This is a genomic window from Isoptericola sp. NPDC019571 (genome assembly GCF_044389385.1).
Lineage (GTDB): Bacteria > Actinomycetota > Actinomycetes > Actinomycetales > Cellulomonadaceae > Isoptericola > Isoptericola nanjingensis.
Genome location: NZ_JBIRXZ010000012.1, coordinates 103435 through 125405, shown reverse-complemented (window position 1 = coordinate 125405; position 21971 = coordinate 103435). Strand labels below are relative to the sequence as shown.

Here is a 21971-nt window from a genome sequence, read left to right as displayed (position 1 = left end):
GCGGCGGCCACGACATTCTAGGTCGTCCACGGGCCCCGTCGAGCGCCCCGCACGGCTAGTCGCCGGAGCGCGTCATCATCCGCCTCGCCTTGGAGGCGGCGCGCCTCAGCGGCGTCCTCGTCGCCTGCGCGAGGTTCTGCTCCAGGTCCCTGTTGGCGCGGACCAGCCCGGCCTTCTCCTGCTTCAGGTCCTTGATCGCTGCGCGCTCGTCCTTGGCGATGCCGTACAGCGTGGTGATCCGCTCGCCGAGGCTTCGTCGGGCGGCGATGTCGCGGAAGTCCGACGCCGACCACTGCGCGGGCTGCTGCATCACGGGGTCGAAGTCCCACCGGTCGCCGAACCGGGCGAGGTCGGCGCCGTAGATCTCCTCGAGCGCCTCGCGCACGCCGCCCCCGAACACCTCGGACGCCGCCCGGAGCGGGGTGTCGTTCTCCTTGCCGAGGGACACCTCGTGCGGGCGCCCGACGTCGTCGAGGTGGGCGCTCAGGTCGCCCAGCAGCGTGGAGATCTCGCTGATGTCGTAGATGCGCGAGTACGGGATCGTGTCCTCGTGCAGCCGCGTCGTCTGGGGCGCGAAGTGCGTGTCGCGGACCGGGCCGCGGGGGTCGCGCAGCACCTCGACGAACCGCGCGAAGTCGCGGACCACGTCCTCGACGGAGCCCGGCGCGCCCGGCAGCCACTCGGCCCCGGCGAACTTCCGACCCGTGTAGACGGGGTCGCCCACGAGGAACTTGGACTGCCACGCCGAGAACGCCCGCAGGCGCGGGTCGCGCACGACCGCGAAGACGAACCAGCCGTTCGCCGGGGAGATCTCCGCCCGCTCGGCCGGCTCGAGCTGCTTGAGCGAGCGCACGTCGTGCCAGAGCCGCCGGTGGTGGATCATCATGCGCGGGGTCGCCTCGCAGCTCAGCACGCTGGTGAACTGCTCCGGGTCCTGCCCGCTGAGCTCCGCGACGAGCCACTTCAGGCTCGTGCACGCGTTCTTCGCCAGGTGCGTGAACAGGACCTTGTGCTCCGGCAGCACCCAGGTGTTGGGAGCGGTCGCGTGCTCCGCCGTCAGCGGGGCGGTCCCGGTCACGGCCATGTCGATCACCTCGTCCTCAGGCGGTGTGCGGAAGGGTCCCGACCATCCCCGCCGCCACGGTCTTGTTGGTGGCCTCGTCGACCAGGATGAATGCGCCCGTCCGCCGGTTCTGGCGGTAGGGGTCGACGAACAGCGGCTGCGTGACCCGCAGCTGGATGCGGCCGATCTCGTTGAGCCGGATCTCGGTCGCGTCCTCGTCGCGGTGCAGCGTGTTGACGTCGACGCGGTACTTGACGTCCTTCACCATGGCGCGCGCCCACCGGGTGGTGTGCTTGATCGCGTACTTCTTGCCCTGCACCAGCGGCGCCGTCTCGTCCATCCAGCAGATCTGGGCGTCGATGTCCTGCAGCGCGGCGGGCGAGTTGTTCGGGCGGCAGATCATGTCCCCGCGCGAGATGTCGATATCGTCCGCGAGGCGCACCGTGACGGACATGGGCGGGAAGGCCTCGTCGACCGGGCCGTCGGCGGTGTCGATCCCCTCGATCGTGGTCTCGAGCCCGGAGGGCAGGACCCGGACCTTGTCGCCCTTCTTGAGCACCCCGCCGGCCACGGTGCCCGCGTACCCGCGGTAGTCGCGCGCGTCGTGCGACTGGGGCCGGATCACGTACTGCACGGGGAACCGCACGTCCTGCAGGTTGCGGTCGCTCGCCACGTGCAGGGACTCGAGGTGGCTGAGCAGCGGGCGCCCGTCGAACCAGGGGGTGTTCTCGCTGCGGTTCACCACGTTGTCGCCGACGAGCGCCGAGATCGGGATGAACGTGAGGTCCGGCACCCGCAGGCGCGAGGCGAAGTCCGTGAAGTCGCGCCGGATGCCCTCGAAGACCTCCTCGGAGTAGTCGACGAGGTCCATCTTGTTCACGCACACCACGATGTGCGGGACACCCAGCAGGGTGGCGAGGAACGTGTGCCGGCGGCTCTGCTCGATGACGCCCTTGCGCGCGTCCACGAGGATGACCGCGACGTCCGCCGTGGACGCCCCGGTCACCATGTTCCGGGTGTACTGGATGTGCCCCGGGGTGTCCGCGATGATGAACTTGCGCTTCGGCGTGGCGAAGTAGCGGTACGCGACGTCGATCGTGATGCCCTGCTCACGTTCGGCGCGCAGTCCGTCGGTGAGCAGCGCCAGGTCCGTGTAGTCGTTCCCACGGTCCTTGCTCACCTGCTCCACCGACTCGAGCTGGTCCTCGAAGATCGTCTTGGAGTCGAACAGCAGGCGCCCGATGAGGGTGCTCTTGCCGTCGTCCACGGAGCCCGCGGTCGCGAAGCGCAGCAGGTCGGCCGACGTGTCGATCGCCTGGGAGGCGGTCTCGGTCAAGGTCTCGGTGGTCATGGCTTAGAAGTAGCCCTCTCGCTTGCGGTCCTCCATCGCGGCCTCGCTCACCTTGTCGTCGCCACGGGTGGCGCCACGCTCGGTGAGGCGCACGGCGGCGACCTCCTCGACGATCTCGGCACGGGTCGCCGCCGTCGACGCGACGGCGGCGGTGAGGTTCGCGTCCCCCACCGTGCGGTAGCGGACGGACCGCACCTCGGCGGTCTCGCCGTCCTTGAGCGGCGTGAACTCGTTGACCGCGAACAGCATGCCGCCCCGGTCCACGACCTCGCGCTCGGCCGCGAAGTACAGGTCGGGCAGATCGATGTCCTCGGCCTCGATGTAGGCCCAGATGTCCAGCTCGGTCCAGTTGGACAGCGGGAACACGCGGATCGACTCGCCCTGGTGGACGCGGCCGTTGTACAGGTCCCAGATCTCGGGCCGCTGGTTCTTGGGGTCCCACTGGCCGAAGTCGTCGCGGAAGGAGAACACGCGCTCCTTGGCGCGCGCCTTCTCCTCGTCGCGGCGCCCGCCGCCGAACAGCGCGTCGAAGCCGTTCTTCTCCGCCGCCTCGAGCAGCACCGGGGTCTGGATGCGGTTGCGGGAGCCGTTGGGCTCCTCCTGCACCAGCCCGCGCTCGATGGCCTCCGGCACGGAGGCGACGACGAGCTGGATGCCGAGCCGCTCGACCCAGCGGTCGCGCGTGGCGAGCACGGACGGGAAGTTCAGGCCGGTGTCCACGTGCATGATCGGGAACGGGATCCGCGCCGGGGCGAACGCCTTGGCGGCCAGGTGGAGCATGACGATCGAGTCCTTGCCGCCCGAGAAGAGCAGACAGGGGCGCTGCATCTCCGCGACCACCTCGCGAAAGATGTGGATGCTCTCCGCTTCGAGGCTGCGGAGCTGGCTCAGGACGTGGGACGTCACGGCTGGGCACCTTCCTTGATGTCGACCCCGACCTCCGTCAGCGCCGCACGCAGGTGCGCCGCCACGGCCGGGTGGCTGACGAAGAGATCGGGGAGCCAGGGGTCCTGGCGGTTGTACTCGAGGGGGGTGCCGTCCAGTCGGGTGCACACGAGGCCCGCGGCGAGCGCGACCGCGACGGGCGCCGCCGAGTCCCACTCGTACTGGCCGCCGGCGTGCACGTACGCGTCGACGGTGCCGTCCACGACGGACACGACCTTGACGCCGGCCGACCCCATGGGCACGAGCTCGACGTCGTCGCGGGCGGCGAGGTCCTGCACGAACTGCGGTGGACGGCTGCGGCTCGCGGCGAGGCGCAACGGCCGGCGGCCGGCGAGGACCGCGTCGGTGTCGTCGGCCGGGCTCGGCCCGGCGTCGGTCGTGGCGGTGCTGAGGACGGCGGCGCGGGCCGGCAGACCGACCGCCCCGGCGGCGAGCCCGTCGGAGCGGGCGACGCCGCGGTCCCAGAGGGCCACGTGCACCGCGAAGTCGTCGCGCCAGCCCGCGCCGTCGCCGGCGCGCTCGGCGAACTCGCGGGTGCCGTCGAGCGGGTCGACGATCCACACGCGGTCCGCCGTCAGGCGGGCGGCGGAGTCGGCGGCCTCCTCGGAGAGGACGGCGTCGCCCGGGCGGGCGTGCGCGAGCGCGGCGGCGAGCCACGCCTGGCTGGCCGCGTCACCCGCGTCCTTGAGCTCCCCCGCCACGAACGACCCGCCGGCGGCGTCGACCTCCGCCCGCAGGCCGCGGAGCACCTCGCCGGCCCCCTGCGCGAGCACGACGGCGAGCTCGCCGTCGGGCAGGCCCGGGTCCGGGAAGGACGGGGCGGACGCGGACATACGACTCCTCGGCTTGCAGCTCTGGACGGAGGCCCCGGGCGGGCCGCGGCCGACGCTACCATTCCGAATTGGACGATTCCCTGAGAGTTCACATTGTTGAATTCTGTTTTTCCGATAGGAATGGTGCGCTTTTGAGCCTCGACCTCCCGCTGATCGTCGGCGGACTCGTCGTGGGCTTCGTCGTCGGCCTGACGGGGATGGGCGGCGGCGCCCTGATGACGCCGATGCTCATCTTCGTGTTCCGCGTCGACCCGCTCACCGCGGTCTCCTCCGACGTCGTGGCCAGCCTGTTCATGAAGCCCGCGGGCGCGATCGTGCACCTGCGCCGCCGCACCGTGAACCTGCAGCTCGTGCTGTGGCTGTGCATCGGCTCCGTGCCGGCGGCGTTCTCCGGCGCGCTCCTCATCCGTTACCTCCCGTTCGACGACGGGTTCGACGAGGTGCTCAAGCAGATCCTCGGCGTCGCCCTGCTCATCGCGTCGGCCGGGCTGGTCGTGCGCGCGGTGCTCGGCATGCTGCAGCGCCGCACCGCCCTCGGCGAGGGGCCCGCCGCGCCCAGCAGCCCCGACGTCGTCGTCCGCAAGGTGCCCACGCTGATCCTCGGCGCCGTGGCCGGGCTCATGGTCGGCCTCACCTCCGTCGGCGCCGGCTCGATCATCATCGTGGTGCTGCTCCTGCTCTACCCGGCCCTCAAGGCCTCCCAGCTCGTCGGGACCGACCTGGTGCAGGCGGTCCCGCTGGTCGCGGCCGCGTCGCTGGGGCACATCCTCTACGGGGACTTCGAGCTGGGCCTGACGACGTCCCTGCTCGTCGGCGCCATCCCCGGTGCATGGTTCGGCGCCCACGTCTCGAGCCGCGCCCCCGGCGGCATCATCCGCCGCGCCCTGGCGATCCTCCTGCTGGCCTCCGGCCTCAAGCTGCTGGGCGCCTCCCTCGGCGTGGTGGTCGCCGCCGCCGTCGGCGCGCTCGTCGTCGGCAACCTGCTGTGGATCGTGGTCCGGGAGCGCATCAAGCGGCTCCCGCCCCGGCCGGCCGTGCTCGGCACCGTCCCCGCACCCGACCCCGACCCCGCACCCGCACCCGAACCGGACCCCGACCAGAAGGACACGACGACGCGATCATGACGGAGCCCACGCCCGGCACGGTGCCCTCGGACCTGCCCTCCGACCTGCCCGCCGCGACCCACGTCCTGTCCCCCGACGAGCTGGACCTCCTCGAGCTCGCCCTCGCCGGCGGCCCCTGGGTCCCGCCCGCCGGGCTGCCCGCCGGCCCCGTGACCCTCACGGACGCCGAGAACACGCCGCTCGCCGTCGCCGGTGTCCCCGGCGACGAGGCCCCGCGCGCCGTGCGCCCGTTCGCCCGTGCCGCCGGGCCGCACTGGGACCCCGCGGTGCGTCGCACCGCTCGCGAGGTGCGCGACGGCGCGCAGGCAGGCGTCGAGGCCCTCGCCCTGGTCGTGGCCGAACCGCCCACGCGCTCGGAGGTGGACGCCCTGCCCGGGCTCGTCGGCGACGCGGGCTCGGTGCTCCTGCTCGTGCCCGCCGCACGCCGGACCCCCGCCGCAGGGCACGTGGGGGCCCCGGGACTCGTGCGCATCGCCCAGGACCTCGCCGACCGGCTCGAGGACCGCGCCCGCCGCGCCAGCGTCGTCGTCGTGCCGTGGCCGGCCGAAGCCCCGGACGGGCTGCGCTGGACGGACGTCGGCGCGCGCTACGGCGCCGCGCGGACCGAGACGCTCGTCGCGCACCGCTCCCCCGAGGACCGCGGCGCCGTCGAGGGGCTCGGCACCGTGTGGTCCGGCGCCGTCGCCGCGCTCTACCCGGAGGTGACGGCCGCCGAGGTCGTGCGGGCCGCCGGCACGGCCCGGCCGCGAGGCGCCGTGGTCTTCTTCACGGGCCTGTCCGGCTCCGGGAAGTCGACCGTGGCCCGGGCGCTGGCCGCCGAGCTCGATGACGAGGGCCTGCACACCACCCTGCTCGACGGCGACGAGGTACGCCACCACCTGTCCAAGGGCCTCGGCTTCGACAAGGCCTCCCGCGAGCTCAACGTGGAGCGCATCGGCTACGTCGCGTCGCTCGTGTCCTCGCACGGCGGCGTCGCGGTGGCGGCGCCGATCGCGCCGTTCGCGTCGGGCCGCGCGCGGGTGCGCGAGCTCGCCGAGGCCGCCGGCACCTTCCTGCTCGTGCACGTCAGCACGCCGCTGGAGGTGTGCGAGGCCCGCGACCGCAAGGGCCTGTACGCCAAGGCCCGGCGCGGCGAGATCCCCGAGTTCACCGGGATCTCCTCGCCGTACGAGGCGCCGACCGACGCCGACCTGGTCGTCGACACCTCCCGCATGACCGTCGAGGACGCCGTGGCGCGCGTCCGCGCGGCGCTCGACGCCGCGGGCGGCGAGCCCTCCGGCCCGCTCCGCTGAGCCCGGGCGTCGTGGCGTCCGCGCGGGACGCCGGGCCTCAGCCGCGCAACGCCTCGAGGATCCGCTCGCGCGCCTTGCCGTCCCGGTAGGCGAACGCGCGGTCGATCCGCTCCGCGTACCGGTCGGGCAGGCGCTCGAGGGTGCTGACGACCGCGTTCCAGGCGTCCTCGGGGCTCGTGACGACCGGGCCGAACCCGGACGACTCGAACCCCGCCGCCCGGGATCGCGCGCTGTCGGCAGCGCCGAGCACGGCCTCCCGGTCGACCTGGAGATAGACCGTCGGCCGGCCGAGATAGGCCAGGTCGAGCGCACGCGCGGAGGAGTAGTCGGTGACGAGGATCGCGGCGGAGGCCAGCGCCTCCAGCTCGTCGTCCTGGGGGACGAGCTCCACCCCGGGCGGGGGCGAGAAGACCTCGGGGCCCACCCCCGACGGGAGGATCAGCCGGACGCGGCGCCCCTCCCGGGCGGCGAGAGCGGCGAGCTCGGCGGACCCGAGGAGCTCCCGCCAGGCGGCCACGAACGGCAGGTCGTGGAACTCCTCGATCGCCCTCCCGGCCGCTTCCGGGTCGGACGGCCGCAGCGTGCCGGACCGCCAGCCGGGCGCGACGACGACGTGCTCGGCCGGCGCCCGCAGCTCCTCGAGCCGGTCGTGAGAGGGCAGCCCCGTGAGCGCGACCTCGCTCGGGAGGAAGGCCTGGGTCCCGTAGGGGCCGCCGGCGCGGACGAGCTCGATCGCCGAGGAGACGGTGACGAGGTCGGCCTGCGACGCCCAGGAGTCGCGATGGAGCAGCCTGCCGACCCCGGCGGCGGGCAGCAGCGCCACGCGCCACTCCCGCGGGATCCCGTGCCCCGGGAGCGGGACGTGCGCACGCCGTGTCATGCGGGACGTGACCAGGAGGTCCGCCCGGCGCAGGAGGGAGGCGTGCTCGGCCGACCCTGCGGTCACGCACCGGACACCCGCCCGGCGCAGCCGTGCCTCGGCCTCGGAGCCCGCCTCGGTCACGAAGCGCACCTCGACGTCGGACGCCCGCTCCTGCGCGTACTCGAAGAGCAGCTCGCTCTGCGACGGCACGGCGTCGGCGTCGTCGCCGGTGACGAACACCCAGGTCTCGCCGCGCGCGGCCTGCGGCACGGCGTGCACCGCGGCGCGGGGCGGCGCCGCGGAGCCGGTCACGGCCCGCGCGAGGCGCCGCCAACGGGAGACGACGGACCCGGGTTCGACACCCGGCGACGGCGCGGGGGCCGGCGCGGTGGCGGCGGCCGGTTCGGGCTTCTGCGCCGCGGGCTTGACGTCGATGGGCGGCCGTCTCCCGGCACGCTCGTCGACGTCACCGGCCTTCAGGATCGTGCCGTCGAGCTCGAGCGTGAAGCGCGGCTCCGTCGAGGCCAGGCCGACGGCGTCCCCCCGCTGCATCCGCACGAGGAGCACCAGCTGGTACAACCAGGTCTTCCCGAGGTACTCGACCCCGCGGCTCCTGCGCTCGAGGACCTCGGCCTCGCCCGCGACGACCTGCAGCTCCGGGAAGTCGTGGTCGCTCCCGTAGACGGCCGCGCGCCACGCGCCCCGCTCCGGGTGCCAGCGCAGCCGTTCCACCGGCGAGGACGAGACGTCCTCGACGGCGGAGAGCCACGCGTAACGCATCTCCAGCGGCACCGCGAAGATGTCGAAGCCCCTGATGTTCTCTGCGCCGATCTGCCGCAGGTTCTCGACCAGGCGCTCGCGGATGAGCGCCAGCTGATCCTCGGACGCGAGGTCGACGGGCGTGTTGGCGCGGCGGTTCCGGCGGAACAGCATGAACACGAAGTACAGCAGGAGGTTCGCCAGCCAGGGCGGGCACTCGTCGCCGGCGCGGTCGAGCATGCCGCGGTGCGAGATCCCGAACAGCGACGCGTAGCGGGACATGTTGCCGCTGTGCTTCGACACGATCGAGGACGCGTCGGCACGGCGGAGGTAGAAGTACTCCGCCCCCGGGACGAGCACGTATCGCGCCCGGTTGCAGAGCAGGAAGTGCCCGATCATGTCCGTGTCGGAGGACTGCAGGATCTGCTCGTCGAACCGGAGGCCGTGGCGAGAGATCACGTCGTGGCGGAAGAACGCGACACCACCGAGAGTGTGGATCTTGCGCGGCTGCCGGCGCAGGTCGATGACCGAGCTGACGGCGTCGACGTACCGGGCGTCCAGCGTGTGCCCGATCGTCGAACCGTCGGGCGACGTGAGGATCGCCCGGCCCACGAACATCGTCTCGTCCGGGAACCGCTCCCGTGCCTGCTCGATCTCGAGCAGGTAGCGGGGGTCCAGCCGGTCGTCGGGGTCCGGGTGCGACACCCAGGTGCCGCGAGCCCAGGCGAGGCCCGTGTTCCGGGCCGAGGCCACGCCCCCGTTCGGCTTCGTGACGACGCGGACCGCGTAGTCGGTGGTGGGCATCCAGGCCCGCACGACGTCCTCGGAGTCCTCGGGGCAGCCGTCGATGACGAAGATCAGCTCGTACCCCGCGTGTGCCGCGACCTGCTCGTCGAGCGACCGGAGGAACGCGGGAAGGTACGGGCCGACGCGGTAGCAGGCGATGACGAGGCTCGTGTGGGGCGAAAGCCCGTCCCACTCGCCCTCGGGGCGATTGACGTCGGTCACCTCGATGTCGGTCACCTCGGTGTCAGTCATCACGGCCCTTCCGCTCCTTCAGGCCTTCGAGCTCCAGCCCGACCTCGTAGATGCGCTTCGAGTTGTCGTGGTCGAAGTAGGCGAAGAACGTCTCGACCCGCTCCTCGAACTCCGGTTCCGGTGCGCAGCCCCGCTCCAGGTAGCGCTCCAGCAGGTCGAGCAGGTCCTGCTCCGACTTCGCGACCTCGCCGAACGCGTCGGTCGCGTAGTCGAACGACGCCGCGGGGTAGTGGGGCGGGATCGAGTCGGGCTGGTAGTACAGCACCGGCTTGTGCATCTGCGCGAAGTCGAACTGCACCCCGGAGAAGTCGGTGATCATGAGGTCCGACCCCGTGAGGAGCTCCTCGTAGCTGACGTCCTCCGTGGCGGCACGCACCTCGACGTGCTCGCTCTGCGAGACGAAGTCGGTCAGCTGGGTCCCGGTGTTGGGGTGGAGGAGGAAGAGGAAGCGGTACCCGTGCTTCTCGAGGGCGGTGTGCAGCCTCGGGCTGTTGATGAGCGAGTCGAAGACCCGGAAGTAGTCGGTCTCCCGGAAGGCGCGGTGGCTGAGGGTCTGCTCCACGCCCCGTTGCGGGCTGTGCAGGTACGTCCGCCAGGTCGGCGCGAGGAGGATCGTGCGCTCCGCCCGGGAGCGGAGCCCGTCGTAGCGGGCGAACCCCGTGACCTCGACCTGGTCGGCCTCGTACCCGTAGTTCGCCTGGAGGAGGTTCCGACGCTCGAGCTCGGAGACCACGCAGATCCGTTCGAAGTTCGAGAACCCGATGTTCAGCAGGTTGTCGAGCTTGTCCACGACGAGCCCGTGGTTGATGTAGACGACGCGCGCGTCGAACAGGTCGCGGAAGTACGTCTGGTCGAGCTGGAACCCGAAGGTGTTGCTCGTCCCGATGCGGGTGGCGAAGACGATCGACGCGTGGAGATAGTGCAGCCGCTGCCGGTCCGTCCCGAAGGCGAGGTACTCCACGCCGTCGGCGTCGAGCTGCGCCGCGAGGGCCGTGCCCGGTTGGGCGACGTAGTGCGTCTCGACCCCGTCGCGCTGCGCCTGCGCCTGCGCGTAGCGGTACGCGTACTCGCCGTTGTCCCCACCCTTGACGATGCGGTCCGCGTACATCCAGATCGTGCGGCCGCGGTAGTCGGGCAGGCTCGTGAAGTACTCGCCGCGGAGCCGCGCGGCACCGATCCGTACCGGGTCGCCCGACTCCCGCAGCGCACGCTGCAGGGCCTCTTCCGCCGTGTCCCGTGCCTGTTCCGAGTAGGGGGCGATGTCGATCCCGCGGCGACCCACCGTCAGGATCCCGAGCCCCGGGACGGCCCAGTACGCCCCGGGCTGGTCGCTGAGCTTGGCGGTCGCCCGCGTGAAGCGGAGCGGCAGCGGGGCGGACCACGCGTCCGGCGCCGCGTACCGGAGCTCCAGCCGACCGGTGGCCTCGGCGAACGGGATCGTCGCCGTGAAGGTGAAGGCACGGTGGAGCGCGACCCCGTGCAGCGAGGTGTCGGCGTACCGCTGCCGGTCGGCGAGCGGGACGGAGCGTCCGCCCACGTGCACCTCGAGCCGGTGCCCGGCGTGGCTGAAGACCAGCGGGATCCGGCCCCTGACCGTCAGGATGCCGTCCCGGGCGTCCATCGAGTCGATCGAGACGGTCACGGCGTCCGGGCGTTCCAGCTCCAGGCCGCGGAACTCCGCGTACGGGCCCCGCGCGTCCTGGCCCAGGACCGGCTCGAACGCCGCACCGTGCTTGAGCCGCAGCAGGTGCATGCGCACGGTCGGGGACGGGATCCGGGTGGGGCGGCGAGGGGCCCAGATCAGCTCGTCGGCCGTGTGCCGCAGCGCCCGCGAGAGGACGCGCTCGTAGGCGGCGAGGTCCTCCTCGGTGAAGATGCGCTTCGGCGTGCCGCCGGTGTTGAGCCGGATCCGGCCGGCGAGCAGGTGCACGAACAGGCGCTGGAGGTAGGCGTGGCTCGCGCCGAGGTCGGCCGTCCCCTCGAGGAGGTCCGCCCAGTCCCGCGCGAAGTCGAGGTACCAGGACCGGGTCAGCACCTCGGCGGACTGCTCCGCGCCGTCGTCGAGCACGCCGTGGGAGCGCACCTCGCCGAGCACGCCGAACCCTCCGCTGATCGACAGCGCGGCGGCGAAGGCGACGCCGCGCGTGCGCGCGGCCGGGTACCGCCGGACGGCGGCCCAGAGGATGTCCGCGCGGACGAGCACCGGGCTGGAGCCGACCCACAGCGGGGCGTTCTCGGTGAGGGGCACGCCGCCGCCGAGGTCGGCCTTCGGGTGGAGCGTGTGGCCCACGGACGCGTCGGTGAACACGTGCAGGTCCTCGACCGCGTCGGGGTCCAGGCGGTCGAACGCGTCCGCCTCGAACTCCACCCCGGCGTCGACGAGGCACAGCCGGTCGCCCGGGGCCAGGCCGGCGAAGACCCCTGCCTCGGCGAGCGCGTCGAAGGAGCGGTCGGGCACGGTGCGGAGATCCGGGTCCCGCTCGATCTGCGCGAGGGAGAGCCGGGTCCGCAGGTGCGCCAGCGTCCCGTCCTCGCCGACGACCACGTAGCGGACCCGCGTCGACCGGTCCGACGCCCGGCTCGTCGCGGAGGCCCCGGTCGGCCCCGTCGTCGGGCCGTCGGCACGCTCGTCCATCGAGCCCGCGCCCGGCAGCAGCCGGGCCAGGTCCGGATCGGCGGCGAGGGCCGAGACCACCTCCCCCGCACCGAACGCGGAGTACCGCAGCACCGGGACCTGCTGCATCGTCTCGAGCCCGTCCGGCAGCAGCGGCACCACGTCGTGCTCGCGCGCGAGCCACAGCCAGGACTCGGCGGCGTGGAGCCGCTGGCCGAACATGTCGGGCACGAGGACGTCGACGCTGTCCAGGAAGCCCGCGCGGTCGAGCTGGTCGCTCGGCACCACGGCGACCCCCGCGGCCTCGGCCCGCTCCCCGGCCAGGCGCCTGCCCTCGTCGTAGAACACCACCTCGGAGGCGCCCGAGCCCACGAACACGGACCGCAGCACGCCGAGGTTCCAGCCTGCGCCGTCGACGTGCCGGGGCAGGACGACGCCGATCCTCGGGTGCTCCGGAAGGGTGCTCCGGTCCGCCGCTCGTCCCTGGACGAGCGCGACGTCGGCCCCCTGGCCCTGGAGGTACCGGAACAGCTCCGGCGAGGAGACCCTCCAGCTGACGGGCGCGCCGAAGACGGCCCGGGCCTGCTCCTCGCACCAGGCGACCGGGGGCAGCACGGGCTCGTCCACGCGCCGCACGGTCTCGTCGAGCACGAGGTGCACCCGGTCGACGACGAGCCCGACCTCGGGCTCGGCGGGCAGCGCGAGGAGGTACTCCGGGTCGTCGACGATGAGGTTCTCGACGTGTGTCGTGTCGCGCCAGCTCATCCACCGCAGCTCGCCCTGCTCGACCGCGTCGGTGATCCGGCGCCGCGGCTGCACGGTGCGCTGGTCGCGGCTGGACCGCGGACGGGACCCGCTCAGCAGGCCGACGGGGCCGTCCGTCCCGGTCAGGAGCGTCCGGAGCCGGTGCATTCCGTCCCGGGAGCCCTCCAGGGCGGAGTTCCAGTCGGCCAGCACCGCGTACGAGAGCCGCTCGACCGGCGCCTCGCCGCGAAGGCCCGGGGGCGCCCAGCAGATCGAGGGACGGGAGTCGCTGAGCGCCCAGTCGTCGGACCCCGCGGCCTTGATGCGGCTGTGGGCGGCACCGAACTGCCTGCTGTAGGCGAGCCGCGCCCCCGACCTCCAGTTCGGCCGGAAGTCGGAGCGGGAGAGCGAGCCGCCCTTGAGCTGGACCAGGCCGAGCGGCTCGGGCAGGTTCACCACCGAGGACCTCCCGAAGCACCGCTTCAGGCGCTCGGAGAACTCGCTGTCCCCGGCCTTCCGCACGTCGTCGAACTGCCCGAGCCGCTCGAGCACGGCCTCCCGACGGAACAGGAGCGACGACTCGTTGGTCCGGTGCGGCGAGTAGCCCAGGTAGGTGACCTCGCCGGTGCTCAGCACCCGCTGGCTCCTCGACGTGGACGCGGTCTTGCGCGGGTCTGCCAGCAGCGGGAGGAGCTGCCGCTCGATGCGCTGCGTGTGGGAGACGTCGTCCGCGTCCTGGAAGGTCACGTACTCGCCGCGCGCCTCGCGCAGCCCCGAGTTCCGCGCCTGGTAGGTACCACCGTTGTGCTCCCGCGCGATGACCCGCACCCGGGGGTCCGCCGCAGCACTGCCGTCCAGGTGCTCCCGGCCGCTCGTGGAGCAGTCGTCGACGACCAGGATCTCGAGGTTCGACCACGACTGGCGGACCAGCGAGTCGATCGTGTGCCGGAAGCCGGCGTCCGGGTTGTACGTCGGCACGATGACCGTCACCAGGGGCTGCTCGCCGTCCGGCACGCTGCACGAGTCGGCCTCGGGTGCCTCGACGGCCCCGAAGACCCCGCCGGGTTCGTCCACCTCGTGGGCCGCGAGCACGAACGGGGCGAGCCCCCGGTCGGTGAAGGGCTTGTTGAAGAGCGCCCACCAGCGCTCGAGCCCGTCGCCCACGACCGCGGAGGCCTGGTCCGCCGTCGTGCGCTCCGCCGTGCCGGACGGACGCAGCAGGTCGGCGCGGCCCGCCCACGCGATCCCCTCCTCGGCGGTGGGGAACGAGGCGAGCTCCTCGAACAGCGCCTCGGCACGCGTCAACACCGCGACCTGGGTGGCGAGCCGCAGCGCCGCCGACGCGCCCGGGTCCCACAGCTGCGACCGGTCGAGCGCCGTGATCATGACCCTGGTGGCCGCGTCGAGGTTCCGGCGCTCGGGCTCGAGCACGCAGGCGAGCAACGCCGCGCAGAGCACGCGGGGCACGTCCCAGCGCAGCAGCTGCTCCCGGGAGACGCCGGACACGATCGCCTGGCGCAGCGGCTCCCAGCGGTGGGCGGACCCGGTGCCGTCCAGCGCGAGGAGGTCCAGGTAGGCGGCGGAGCGCATGCGGCTGCCGATGGCGAGCGCGCGCCAGGGCGACTGGCGGTTCAGCAGGAGGAACTCGTCGGGCGTGAGCTCCTGGAACGCCGGCGCGGGCTCGTCGGTGTGGGCGTGCGCGAACGACTGCGGCGCTGCGGGGATGGACATGTCGGTGCCGCGTCCTAGAGGTCGGCCGAGCCCGCGGCGGGGGTGCCGGCCGCGTCCCGCTCAGGCCGCGCGAGCTCGAACGCGATCCGTGCCGCCAGCCGCTCCGGGAGGTGCTCCTCGATCCGCTCGAGACGCGCGTTCACCAGGGCGATCTCGCGCTCCGTCGCCCGGCCCGCCGAGCGCGACGTCTCGGACTCCCTCCGTGCGCCGTTCTGCCCGAGCCGGTAGACGGCCGAGAGCACCTTGCGCAGGAAGAGCAGGACGATCGCCGTGCAGACCCCGACCGTGACCAGCACGGCGATGAGGCCCACCTGCACCGGGGCGAACAGGCACACGAGCACGGCGACGACCATGCACACCGCCATCAGGGCGACGGCGGCGAGCTGGCGAGGCGAAAAGGACATAGTGGAAGACACCTAGCATGCGGTGGACTGTCGACGGTCGCTGGCGCGCCATCCCGGGTCGAGCGGCTCCGAACCGGACCGGCCGGGACCGATCGCGGCGACAGGGGTCGCTCGCCGGCCCATGGTAACGGGTGGGTCGCGGGCCTCGCGGGAGGCCCGGTCCCTACGAGATCACGACGCGGCCTGCTTCTTGGGGCGCTGCTTCGAGCGCGCCCGCGGACCGACCCCGCCGGCACGCGCGGACGACCGCGCCAGGCGGTGCGCGCGGACGAACTTGCGGTACTCCGCGAGCACCTCCTCCGTGCCGCCGTCCATGACCAGCTGCCCCTGGTGCACCCAGAGCACGCGGGTGCACATCGCCTCGACCGTGCTGATCGAGTGGCTGACCAGGAAGATCGTGCCCGCGTTCTTGCGGACCTCGTCGATGCGGGCCTTGGAGCGCGCCTTGAAGGCCGCGTCGCCGGTGGCCAGCGCCTCGTCGATCATCAGAATGTCGGGCGTCGCGGCCGAGGAGATCGCGAACCGCAGCCGGGCCCCCATGCCGGAGGAGTACGTCTTCATCGGCATGTAGACGAAGTCGCCGATGTCGGCGAACTCCACGACCTCGTCGAAGCGCTCCTCGACCTGCTTGGGGGTGAGGCCGAGGGCCAGGCCGCCGATCCAGATGTTCCGCTCGCCCGTGAGCTGCGGCATCAGGGCGGCGTTGACGCCCAGCAGCGCCGGCTCACCCGCCACGTACACCCCGCCCGACCGCGGCGGGATGAGGCCGGTGATGGCGCGCAGCAGCGTGCTCTTGCCGGAGCCGTTGATGCCGACGATGCCGATGGACTCCCCGTGCCGGGCGACGAAGGAGATGCCGCGCACGGCGTGCACCTCGCTCACCGCGCCCACGTGCTGCGACGTCGAGCTCACGAGGCGGCGCAGGAGGGAACGCTTGGGGGCCTTGGCCTCGCGCACGTTCTCGGCGCCCTTGGCGGCGACCTGCTTGGCCTTGCCGCCGAAGACGCGGTAGACGATGTGCAGGTCGTCGACGACGAGCACCGGGTCGCCGACCGTCGCGACCGGCTTCGGGCCCTCGAGGTCCTCGGGCTCGAACTCCTCGTCGAGGTCGACGTCCAGATGGAGATCCGACTCAGTCACGGCCGTACCGCTCCTCTCCGCGCCAGAAGACGATGAACCCGACCACGAACGTCACGACCGCCCAGCCGGCCGCCCACAGCCACATCCACGGGTCCTGCGGCATGGACGGCTCCTGCGTGAGGATCGAGCGCGCCACGTAGAGGAACACGCCGATCGGCTGGTACTCGAGGATCGCGCCGATGACGGGCTGCACCGCCTCCGGCAGACGGTAGACGTAGTGGGTGACCGGGAAGATCACGCCCGAGCCGTACATCACGAGGCGCAGCACGAAGCCGATGATGTTGTCCAGGTCGGGCGTGATCGCCACGGCCCGGGCGACGATGAACGCGACGCCGGTGTTGAACACCCACATCAGGGCCACGATGGCCGGCAGCAGCAGCCAGCTCCAGGTGATGTGCTCCATCGGGTACTTCGGGAGCAGGCCGCTGAGCAGGACGATCGCGCACATGACCACCAGGGCCGGCACGAGGGTGGTGAGCAGCGAGACGACCTGCGCGATGGGCAGCACGGCGCGCGGGAAGTGCAGCGACCGGATGAGGTTCGTCTTCTGCGCGATCGACCGCGACCCGGCGTGCACCGACTGCTCGAAGAACCGGTACAGGAAGGTCCCGATCACGATGAACGCGATCGCGTTCTCCAGCCCGCGGGTCGTGCCCAGCAGGATGCCGAAGATGAGGATGTAGACGGTCGCGTTGAGGATCGGGTTGAGGACGGCCCACAGCTGACCCAGGTAGTTGTTCTGGTTCTTGGAGTAGGCCGTCGCGGTGCCGAGGACGCGGATGAACGCCCAGCGGGAGGCGACGTCGCGGATGTACTTGCCCAGCGGCGGGCGCACGCCCATCTGCTGCAGCCCGAACTGCTCCGCGATCGCCCGTCGCTCCTGCGAGGTGGTGTCCGGCACGACCGGCTCCGGCGGGCGGAGCGGGTCACGACCGGGCTCCGGCTTCCCGCGGTCACCCGAGGCGGCGTCCGTGGTGGTGTCGGTGGTCACGTAACTTGCATACCCGTCTTCCGAGGTACGGCCAGCGGCTGCCGGGCCCTGTCGATAGTACAGCGATAAGGTGCGCGCCCTTCGCGCCGGCGCCCCCTCGGGGACGCCTCAGGGTGCCGTGGAATACTCGTCGCGCCACGGGAACCCGCCACCAGGAAGGCACGGATGTCGCACGTGACGCCACCGCAGCAGCCCACGATCACGGACCGCGCGCGCAAGCTTGCCGCACAGATCTTGCTGACCGCGGGATCGCGCGTCAAGCGGGTCGTGACCAGCACGATCGCCGGTGAGGAGCCCGAGCACTCCCCCGCGCTGGAGGGCCTGCCCCCGTTCCCCGTGGTGGCGTACTTCGCGGACACCCCGAACCAGGGGTACCAGCTGCGGCAGTGGCTGCCCGTGCTCGAGCGGGTCGCCGCGCAGCACCCCGTGGCGATCGTCACCCGGCACTGGGAGCTCACCGAGCAGCTCCGCGAGACCACCGACCTGCCCGTGCTCTTCGTCCGGCGCCTGGACGGTCTGCGCCGGCTCTACGAGCAGATCGACGTCAAGACGGTCGTCTACGTCAACAACGGCTGGCGCAACTTCCAGTCGCTCATCTACCAGCGGGCCCTGCACGTGCACGTCAACCACGGCGAGTCCGACAAGATCTCGATGGTCTCCAACCAGGCCAAGGCCTACGACCACGTGGTCGTCGCCGGCCAGGCCGCGATCGAGCGCCACCGGCGCGCCCTCATCAACTTCGACCTCGACACGCTGGTCGTGTGCGGCCGCCCGCAGCTCGACCTCGACGTGGCGCCGGCGCTCGCGCCGGCCGACGGTCGCCGGACCGTGCTCTACGCCCCCACCTGGTCCGGCGAGGACGACGCCAACAACTACACGTCCGTCGACCTGTACGGCACCGCGATCGTGCGCGCCCTCCTGGACCGCCCGGACGTCCGGCTCGTCTACAAGCCGCACCCCCGCGTGCTCACGGCCGAGGAACCGGCGGTCGCCCAGGCCCACGCCGAGATCGTGCGGCTCGTCACCGCCGCGCGGGAGGCCGGCGCCCCGCACGAGCTGCCGCTCGAGGCCGACATCCTCGGCCTCTTCGAGGACGCCGACCTGCTCGTCACCGACATCTCGTCCGTCGGCCTCGACTTCCTCTACCTGCGCCCCGACGTCCCGATCGTCCTCACCGACCGGCGCACCGACCGCGCCCGGATCGTCGCCGAGGCCCCCGTCGCGAGCGTCGTCGACATCGTGGACCGCGACACCGTGGGCGACGTCGGCACGCTCCTGGCGGCCAACCTCGCCCAGGACCCCCACCACGACGCCCGCGGGCGCGTGCGCGACCACTACTTCGGGTTCGCGCGGGGCGACAGCAGCCGACGCTTCCTGGAGTTCGTGACGGACTGCGTCGCGCGCCGGGACAGGCTGCTGTCCGGGCCGAGATAGAGAGGCTCCTCGCCGAGAGAGAGAGGGGACGGACCGATCATGGATCGGTCCGTCCCCTCTCTCTCTCGGCGAGGAGCCTCTCTATCTCGGCAGGTGCTCAGAGCTCCTGGTTCGCCCGCTCCAGGTCCTCGGCGAAGTCCACCTCGACCGCGTACAGGTCGGAGATGTCCACCGGCAGCACCTTCACGCCGTCGTGCGCGATGGCGAGCTCGAGGCCGCCCTCGAAGTACTCCTGGTCGTCGACCTCGTCGAGACGCTGCAGCAGCTTCGCCTTGTCCTGGGCCGCGACGTAGTTGATCCCCACGGCCTCGCCGAGCGCCCCGGCGCCGACCTTCTTCGACAGCTCGTTGATGTAGCCGTCGTCGTCGACGGTGTACTTGACCTCCTCGTCACCGACGGAGGACGTGTTGACGCACACGAACGACCGGCCCTCGTCGATGAGGGGCTGCACGCGGCGCAGCACGTCCGGGTGGAAGACGACGTCGCCGTTCAGCCAGAGCACGCCGCGGTCCCCGGTGACCCGGAGCGCGCGGAGGAGGCTCTTGGACGTGTTCGTCTGGTCGTAGACCTCGTTGTAGGTGAACGCGACGTTCGGCGCGGCCTCGAGGATCATCTCGAGCTTGAAGCCGACGACGATCAGCACCTCGGCCTCACGGCCGTAGACGGAGCGGAGGTTGCCGAGCTGCTGGGCGAGGATCGTGCGACCGTCGCGCAGCTCCGTCAGCGGCTTGGGGTGCGGCCGGCCGAGGCGGGTCCCCATGCCCGCCGCCAGGATCACTGTCTGGATACTCATCGCGTTCCTCTCTCGTTACCTGTCGGTGCGGCGCTCGGCGCGCCGTGGGCGTCGACCCGGGCGACCTCGCGGTCGCGGATCTCCATGAGGCGCTCGCACGCGGCGACGAACCGCTGCGTGGACGCGCCGGGGGCGGTGTCACCGAGGTAGTGCTCGCGCAGCGCGTGGCGCCGGTCGCGCGTCGGGTCCTCGGTGAGCTCGCGGTCCACCGTGGCCAGCACGTCGCCGAGGGCGGCGACGGGCAGCGACGGCGCGAGCTCCAGCAGCGGGCTCGCCGCGATGATCACGTCACCGACCGGCCGGGTCACGACGATCGGCTCGCCGGTGGCGAGCCAGTCCATCGCCACGCCGGAGACGTCGCAGACCAGGAGGTCGGCCGCCGCGAACGCCGGGGCGACGTCGCCGTGGGTGTCGGTGCCGTGGGCGGGGCCCTCGGCGGGCGCGGGCGCCGCCGCGAGGTACTCCCGGATCGCCTTGTCGGCCTCGCCGTACGCCGCGACGCGGACGCCGGTGAGCGGGTGCGGGCGGTAGAGCACGCGGTAGCGGCCCGAATCCACGAGGGCGCGCACGATCGTGAGCCCGTGCGTGGCCACCGTGCCGTACTCCGCGGACGGCTGGCCGCCCTCCCACGTGGGGGCGTACAGGACGGTGGGCAGGGGCCCGCGGGGTGTCCGCGCGCGCAGGCGCAGCTGGTCGTCGAGCTGCGGGCGGCCCACCGGCACGCACCGCGCGTGCGCGTCGTACAGGGTGCTGAACCGCGCCATGCGCTCGACGGCGGCCTGCCCGGCGACGAAGGAGAAGTCGTACGCCTTGGTCTGGTTCGACACCGTGACGAGCTTGTCGCTGTCGCCGTGCATCAGCGACGCGTGCACGAGCTGCCCGAAGCGCAGGCAGGTGAAGTTCTGCGGGTTGTGGTTGACGTACAGGGCGAGCTTCGTCGGCGATCGGCCGAGGACGTCGTCGAGGGTCGTGTAGTGCGCCACGGTGCGCACGTCCAGCCCGCTGTCGCGGCGGATCGCCCGCGCGGTGCGGGAGTCCTGGGTCACGACGACCACGGGGTGCTCGGCGTGCAGCGCGCGGAACGTGTCGTACCACTGCTCGATCTGGTAGAGCGCGTCGGGGGTGTCGGCGAAGTACACGAGCACCTCGTACGGCCACGAGGTGCCGAGGAGCTCCTGGTCCTCGCCCAGCCCGTCCGGCATGCCGCCGGGCAGCAGCCCGAGCCGACGGATCGCCTTGCCCCCCAGGGACCGGATCCGGCGGCGCCACGTGGCGCCGCGGGGTGTGGCGGTCAAGGCCCCTCCTCAGGGTGGATCTCAGGGTGGATGACGGTCTGGTCCGGTCAGCGACCGGCGCGTCGCAGCATACCGGCCACCCTCCGCGCGGCCCGGGACAGCGAGGATCGCCAGGGCTCCGCGCCGGCCGGCCGGGCGGCGGCCCGCGGAGACACCGGTCGACGACGGGCGACGTCCGCGAAGACCTCCGCCCACCGTCCGACGACCGCCCCGTCGGAGTACCGCTGGGCGGTCGCGACCGCGGCCTCGCGCATGCGACGCACGGCGTCGTCGTCGAGCGACACGAAGCGCACGATCGCCGCCGCCAGCGCGTCGACGTCGCCGTCCGGCACGAGGAAGCCGTCGACGCCGTCGGTGATGATGTCGGCGGGGCCGTAGCGGACGTCGAACGCGATCGGCACGCACCCGCGCGCCATCGCCTCCGCGAACACCAGCGGCAGCCCTTCCGCCCTGCTGGTCAGCAGCAGGAACGAGGCGTCGGCCAGCCGGTCCGCCGCGCCCGGGACGTACCCGTGCAGCGTCACGCCGGGGACCTTCGCCGCACGGGGCTCGAGGCGAGCCCGCTCCGGCCCGTCGCCGTAGACGTCGAGGGTGAGCGGCAGGCCGCTGCGGACCTTCGCCCGGCGCAGCCCGGCGATCGCGTGGCCGACCCGCTTCCGGCGGCTGAGGCTGGCGAGCATCACCCCGCGGTAGCGGTCGGCGTGCGCGGGCATCGCGCCGTCGGGCAGGTCGGTGCTGTTCGGCACCACGTACGTGTTGTCCCGCACGCCGACCCGGTCGTGGACGTCGCGCCGCTGGCCCTCCGTGAGGAGCACCACGGCGTCGTAGTCGCCCACGTGCTCGATCATCGGGGCGCGCGTCCCCGCGAGCGGCCCGTGCGCGTCCTCGGCCGCGGCGGCCAGGTGCGCCCCGTGCACCAGGTGCAGCGTGTAGATCCCCTTGATCTGCAGGTTGGCGAAGAACTTGGTCAGCGCCTTCGAGTCGACCACGAGGTAGGTCGGGCGCTCGGACAGCACGGTGCCGACCCAGTGCCGGTACAGGGCCCACACGGTGGACCACCGGCGCCCCGGGCGCCCGTCGCTGGTGTAGAACCGCACCTCGCGACCGGCCGGGGTGCTCTCGTCCGCGGCGGCGAGGGAACCGTCCGGCCGGAAGTGCAGGTGCCGCGTGGACTCCCCGTCCTTCTCCAGGCGCACCCGCTCCCCCGGAGCCCCGCGCGGGAGGTCCCGCGGAGCGGCGCCGGCGCGCGCCCCGACCTTCTCGTCCGGCATCGCGCGGACGTCGGCCCACAGGTTGTGCAGCGTGACTCCCGGCACGAGCTGGCCACGCTCCTCGAGGGCGGCACGGGCCTTGTCGACGTCGAGGGCCGGGTCGAAGGTGAGCACCCGCACCGGCACCCCGCCCTGGTCCACGAACGCCCGGGAGCGCCGGAGCAGGGCCGACGTCATCCCGCCGAAGTCGGCGGGGATCGACCAGGTCGCGGCGGCGTACGCCCCGTCGGGCAGGCGGGTCGTCGTCGGTCCGTGGCTGTGGGGCACCGGCCCATCGTAGGGTCTGA

At 72.6% G+C, this 21971-nt stretch carries 15 protein-coding genes; 3 read left to right on the top strand and 12 right to left on the bottom strand.

Going from position 1 to position 21971, the window contains the following annotated elements; all coding sequences use genetic code 11:
• Positions 1-55: 55 nt before the first annotated feature.
• From ACH443_RS18940 to ACH443_RS18925, 4 genes are read right to left on the bottom strand one after another with little or no spacing between them, the layout of a single operon-like run.
• A complete protein-coding gene (locus ACH443_RS18940; protein WP_430591182.1) occupies positions 56-1084 on the bottom strand; it encodes a sulfotransferase family 2 domain-containing protein in 1029 nt (342 codons plus the stop codon).
• Positions 1085-1100: 16 nt separating this feature from the next.
• Positions 1101-2414: a sulfate adenylyltransferase subunit CysN gene (cysN, locus tag ACH443_RS18935; protein ID WP_430591181.1), complete on the bottom strand. Its 1314-nt coding sequence runs from the start codon at positions 2412-2414 to the stop codon at positions 1101-1103.
• 3 nt (positions 2415-2417) lie between these two features.
• Entirely contained in the window at positions 2418-3320 is a 903-nt protein-coding gene (gene cysD, locus ACH443_RS18930) for a sulfate adenylyltransferase subunit CysD (protein WP_430546706.1), read from the bottom strand.
• The gene (locus tag ACH443_RS18925; protein WP_430591180.1) at positions 3317-4192 is read right to left on the bottom strand and encodes an inositol monophosphatase family protein; all 876 of its coding nucleotides are present in this window, start codon (positions 4190-4192) and stop codon (positions 3317-3319) included. The genes cysD and ACH443_RS18925 overlap by 4 nt, the downstream gene beginning before the upstream one ends.
• 131 nt (positions 4193-4323) lie before the next feature.
• Here ACH443_RS18925 and ACH443_RS18920 point away from each other — a divergent pair, with 131 nt between their 5' ends.
• Positions 4324-5316: a sulfite exporter TauE/SafE family protein gene (locus ACH443_RS18920; protein ID WP_430591179.1), complete on the top strand. Its 993-nt coding sequence runs from the start codon at positions 4324-4326 to the stop codon at positions 5314-5316.
• Positions 5313-6608 (top strand): adenylyl-sulfate kinase, encoded by a 1296-nt coding sequence (gene cysC / locus ACH443_RS18915; RefSeq protein WP_430591178.1) that lies wholly within the window; start codon positions 5313-5315, stop codon positions 6606-6608. Before ACH443_RS18920 ends, cysC begins: the two co-directional genes overlap by 4 nt.
• Positions 6609-6645: 37 nt before the next feature.
• Here the strand turns inward: cysC and ACH443_RS18910 are convergent, their stop codons facing one another.
• From ACH443_RS18910 to ACH443_RS18890, 5 genes are all read right to left on the bottom strand, one after another.
• The gene (locus ACH443_RS18910) at positions 6646-9267 is read right to left on the bottom strand and encodes a glycosyltransferase (protein ID WP_430591177.1); all 2622 of its coding nucleotides are present in this window, start codon (positions 9265-9267) and stop codon (positions 6646-6648) included.
• The gene (locus ACH443_RS18905) at positions 9260-14356 is read right to left on the bottom strand and encodes a CDP-glycerol:glycerophosphate glycerophosphotransferase (protein WP_430591176.1); all 5097 of its coding nucleotides are present in this window, start codon (positions 14354-14356) and stop codon (positions 9260-9262) included. Before ACH443_RS18905 ends, ACH443_RS18910 begins: the two co-directional genes overlap by 8 nt.
• A 14-nt stretch (positions 14357-14370) precedes the next feature.
• Complete coding sequence (locus ACH443_RS18900; protein ID WP_430557530.1) at positions 14371-14760, bottom strand: hypothetical protein; 390 nt, start codon at positions 14758-14760, stop codon at positions 14371-14373.
• A 171-nt stretch (positions 14761-14931) separates the two neighbouring features.
• Positions 14932-15900, bottom strand: coding sequence for an ABC transporter ATP-binding protein (locus ACH443_RS18895; protein WP_429764620.1), 969 nt, complete (start codon positions 15898-15900; stop codon positions 14932-14934).
• A complete protein-coding gene (locus tag ACH443_RS18890; protein ID WP_429764619.1) occupies positions 15893-16891 on the bottom strand; it encodes an ABC transporter permease in 999 nt (332 codons plus the stop codon). Before ACH443_RS18890 ends, ACH443_RS18895 begins: the two co-directional genes overlap by 8 nt.
• A 174-nt stretch (positions 16892-17065) precedes the next feature.
• On the opposite strand from ACH443_RS18890, the gene ACH443_RS18885 reads away from it, so the two are divergent.
• Positions 17066-18325, top strand: coding sequence for a CDP-glycerol glycerophosphotransferase family protein (locus ACH443_RS18885; protein WP_429764618.1), 1260 nt, complete (start codon positions 17066-17068; stop codon positions 18323-18325).
• Between the two features lie 97 nt (positions 18326-18422).
• Here ACH443_RS18885 and ACH443_RS18880 read toward each other — a convergent pair whose 3' ends face one another.
• From ACH443_RS18880 to ACH443_RS18870, 3 genes are read right to left on the bottom strand one after another with little or no spacing between them, the layout of a single operon-like run.
• The gene (locus ACH443_RS18880) at positions 18423-19118 is read right to left on the bottom strand and encodes an NTP transferase domain-containing protein (protein WP_429764617.1); all 696 of its coding nucleotides are present in this window, start codon (positions 19116-19118) and stop codon (positions 18423-18425) included.
• A complete protein-coding gene (locus tag ACH443_RS18875) occupies positions 19115-20413 on the bottom strand; it encodes a CDP-glycerol glycerophosphotransferase family protein (RefSeq protein ID WP_429764616.1) in 1299 nt (432 codons plus the stop codon). Before ACH443_RS18875 ends, ACH443_RS18880 begins: the two co-directional genes overlap by 4 nt.
• A gap of 47 nt (positions 20414-20460) precedes the next feature.
• Positions 20461-21951: a glycosyltransferase gene (locus tag ACH443_RS18870; RefSeq protein ID WP_430556955.1), complete on the bottom strand. Its 1491-nt coding sequence runs from the start codon at positions 21949-21951 to the stop codon at positions 20461-20463.
• Positions 21952-21971: the final 20 nt, after the last annotated feature.

Excerpts from the sequence above, each read along its gene's own strand:
- ACH443_RS18940 (WP_430591182.1), bottom strand. The coding sequence starts at position 1,084 with ATGGCCGTGACCGGGACCGCCCCGCTGACGGCGGAGCACGCGACCGCT.
- cysN (WP_430591181.1), bottom strand. The coding sequence starts at position 2,414 with ATGACCACCGAGACCTTGACCGAGACCGCCTCCCAGGCGATCGACACG.
- ACH443_RS18925 (WP_430591180.1), bottom strand. The coding sequence starts at position 4,192 with ATGTCCGCGTCCGCCCCGTCCTTCCCGGACCCGGGCCTGCCCGACGGC.
- cysC (WP_430591178.1), top strand. The coding sequence starts at position 5,313 with ATGACGGAGCCCACGCCCGGCACGGTGCCCTCGGACCTGCCCTCCGAC.
- ACH443_RS18910 (WP_430591177.1), bottom strand. The coding sequence starts at position 9,267 with ATGACTGACACCGAGGTGACCGACATCGAGGTGACCGACGTCAATCGC.
- ACH443_RS18905 (WP_430591176.1), bottom strand. The coding sequence starts at position 14,356 with ATGTCCATCCCCGCAGCGCCGCAGTCGTTCGCGCACGCCCACACCGAC.
- ACH443_RS18900 (WP_430557530.1), bottom strand. The coding sequence starts at position 14,760 with ATGTCCTTTTCGCCTCGCCAGCTCGCCGCCGTCGCCCTGATGGCGGTG.
- ACH443_RS18880 (WP_429764617.1), bottom strand. The coding sequence starts at position 19,118 with ATGAGTATCCAGACAGTGATCCTGGCGGCGGGCATGGGGACCCGCCTC.